The 2,912-nt window shown below is 70.5% G+C and carries 3 protein-coding genes; 1 reads left to right on the forward strand and 2 read right to left on the reverse strand.

Translation table 11 applies throughout. The features are described 5' to 3' along the window. Both AAHZ94_RS36025 and AAHZ94_RS36030 read right to left on the reverse strand, forming a co-directional pair. Positions 1–1,235, reverse strand: a 1,235-nt coding sequence (locus AAHZ94_RS36025) for a L,D-transpeptidase (protein ID WP_349997829.1), incomplete at its 3' end; no start/stop codon positions are given. 606 nt (positions 1,236–1,841) lie between these two features. Further along, positions 1,842–2,399, reverse strand: coding sequence for a hypothetical protein (locus AAHZ94_RS36030; protein ID WP_349997830.1), 558 nt, complete (start codon positions 2,397–2,399; stop codon positions 1,842–1,844). Positions 2,400–2,508: 109 nt separating this feature from the next. On the opposite strand from AAHZ94_RS36030, the gene AAHZ94_RS36035 reads away from it, so the two are divergent. Then, entirely contained in the window at positions 2,509–2,793 is a 285-nt protein-coding gene (locus AAHZ94_RS36035; protein ID WP_349997831.1) for a hypothetical protein, read from the forward strand. Positions 2,794–2,912 lie beyond the last annotated feature (119 nt).

Raw genomic sequence — 2,912 nt, forward strand, 5'->3', positions numbered from 1 at the left:
AGTTGTTTATAAGAGACAGGCTTGATCGTCTTGTCCGGGGAGTTCTTCATCACGACGACGTCACCGAGGATCGACTGGTCGTAGAACCAGGCCCCGTCCTGCGAGGGGTCGCCGGCGCCCTTGGCGTCGTTCAGACCTATGCAGCCGTGGCTGGTGTTGGCCGCGCCGAAGATGCCGTCGGCGCCCCAGTAGTTGCCGTGGATGAAGGTGCCCGAGGTGGACAGTCGCATCGCGTGCGGCACGTCCTTGATGTCGTACTCGCCCTTGCCGTCACCATCGGTGAAGCCGACCGTGGCGCCGTTCATCCGGGTCTCCTTGAACTTCTCGGAGATCACCATCTGACCGTTGTACGTCGGGTTGGCCGGGCTGCCGGCGGAGATCGGTATGTCCTTGATCGTCTTGCCGTCGCGGACCACGGTCATCCGCTTGGTCTTCGCGTCCACCGTGCTGACCTGCGAGCGGCCGATCTTGAAGTTGACGGTCCGGTCCTGGACGCCCTTCACGCCGTTGGACGCCTCGACGCCGTCGAGCTCCATCTTCATCGTCACCTGCGACCCGGCCTTCCAGTACTCCTGGGGGCGGAAGTCGAGGCGGTTGGCGCTGAACCAGTGGCCGACGACCTGCTGGCCGCCGGAGCTCGTGACGGTGATCGCGGACTGGACGTCCTTGCGGTTGGTCACGGGCTTGTCGAAGTTGACCGACACCGGCATGCCGACGCCGACCGTGGAACCGTCCTCGGGCGTGAAGGTGCCGATGAAGCTGTTGCCCGGGGAGACGGTGGTGAAGGAGGTGTTCTCCGTCGCCTTGCGGCCCTCGGAGTCCTGCGCGGTCGCCTTGATCTTGTAGACCGTCGAGCGCTCAAGCTGCCCGCTCGGCTTCCACGAGGTGCCGTCCGCGGATATCGCACCCGGGACCTGGGTGCCCGCCGCCGTCACCATGGTGACCTCGGAGAGCTTGCCGTCGCGCACGGTGACCTTGGCGTCACTGTTGATGCCGGCGTTGGTGGTGCCGGCCTTGGGCGTGATGGAGATGTGCGCGTCCGACGCGTCCTCCGCCGCCGCCTTGTCGACCTGCGACTGCGACTTGCCGCTCTTGTCCTTGTCGCTGCCGCTGCTGCCGCCGCCGTCACCGTCGTCGCCGCCACAGGCGGAGAGGACCAGTACGCCACCGAGCACAGCAGCCGCGGCCACCAGGCCCTTGCGGCGCTTGCCGTCCGTCATCACACGCTTCTCCATTGCTGCTGAACCCCGTCAATCCCCGAGCCGGACCGTCGGGCAGACACGCGTACCGGCCACCCCATATGAACGCGTGTACCTTTTGGGCCGTTCCACTCCCAGTGAAACTGTGGGCAAGGCCACTCACCAAAAGACCCCGGTCAGACCATATGCCCGGACGGGGCCACCGAGGTGCGGATCGAGGGCCGGCGCCCCTACCTGCGGCAGTTTCGTTACGCTCCCGCCACCCCGGACCGCTTCCCCACCCCGCCCCCACACGAATTCTCCGCACCGCGTCACCACCCCACCGCACCGTGCTACCACGCCGCACCGCCGATAAGCCCCGCGGCCCCCGCAGATCCGGCAGACCCCGCAGGCCCCGCAGATCCGGCGGGCTCCGCAGCTCCCGTAGCTCCTGCAAGCCCCGTAGCTGCCGCTGGGCCCTCCCGATCTTCCCGCCGCAGCACCCCGGCACCCAGCAGCGGGGGGGGGGGGGGGCCCCCCCCCGCCCCGCCCCCCCCCGGCCCGCCCCCCGCCCCCCCCCCCCCCCCCCCCCCCGCCCCAGCCCCCCGCCCCCCCCCCGGGGCGCCGGCGCCCCCCGGGGCCCCCGGGCCCACGGGGCGTCCCTCACGGCTGCCGATAGCCCCCCGCCGCCCAGCCACCCGCCGGGTCGTACGTCGCATCGGGGTCGTCCGCCGTGGCGTCGATCCGCCCACCGAGCCCCACGTCGTGGACCGCCCGGGCCCCGGCGGACGCGGCGGCGCCCGCGGTCAACCGGTCACCGCCGGTGGCTGCTTCCGGGCCCTCGGCTTCGCCATCTAGTTCGCCAGCCAGCTCGTCATCGTCCTCATCTTCATCGTCCGGCTCGTCGTCATCGAGGTCGTCATCGAGCCCCCACACCTCCGCGTCCGGGTCGAAGTCGATCGGCTCGCTGCTCCATGACGCCTGGGCGAGTTCCAGGCCGGGGACCTCCTTGACCAGGTCACCCGGGTCGATGAGGTACGCGAGGGCCTCGGCCTGGTCGTCGCGGATGGCCAGGCGTGCGTGCTCGCGCTCTTCGGCCGGCATGAAGGGGTCGCCGTCGATCTGTTCGCGGGCTGCCACGGCCAGTTGCTCGGCGTCGGTGACGTCCAGCACGAGCTCCACCCGAAGGCGTACGAACTGGGATGTTTCTGGAGTGCTCATCTTCCGGAGCGTAGGCGGCGCACGCCCGGCCTTCCGTGCGACCCGCAGCGGTCACTACCATCGGCCGATACCGGGCCAAGTGGCCGCCAGGACAAGGGGGATCTCTTTCGTGACCACCGCACGCCGCCCACTGCTGACCGCCACTGCTGCTGGCGCGTTGCTGTGTGCCCTGTGGTTCGTGCCCTCTGCGCAGGCGACGGAGGACGGCCACGGCTCCCCGGGCGCACCGTCGCGCGTGACCACCTCGTCGGCCCCGTCAACCCCGGGCGGCGAGGCGCGGCTCGCTGACTCCGGCGGCATGGACACCACCCCGTACGTGGTGGGTGGCCTCGGGTTCCTCGGCCTCGGCGCGGCGATGGTGACCGTCTCGCTGCGCCGCTCCCGTACGCTCTGAGTCGCCTGCTGAGCCACCCTCAGGCCCCTGGCGGGACCCCTGGCGGGACCCCTGACGTAGAAAACTGAGCGCGCGGTGGTGCGCGGCGTAACGTTACGCCGCGCACCACCGCGCGCTCA

This window comes from Streptomyces sp. HSW2009 (genome assembly GCF_040240285.1).
In the GTDB taxonomy this organism is placed as follows: Bacteria; Actinomycetota; Actinomycetes; order Streptomycetales; family Streptomycetaceae; genus Streptomyces.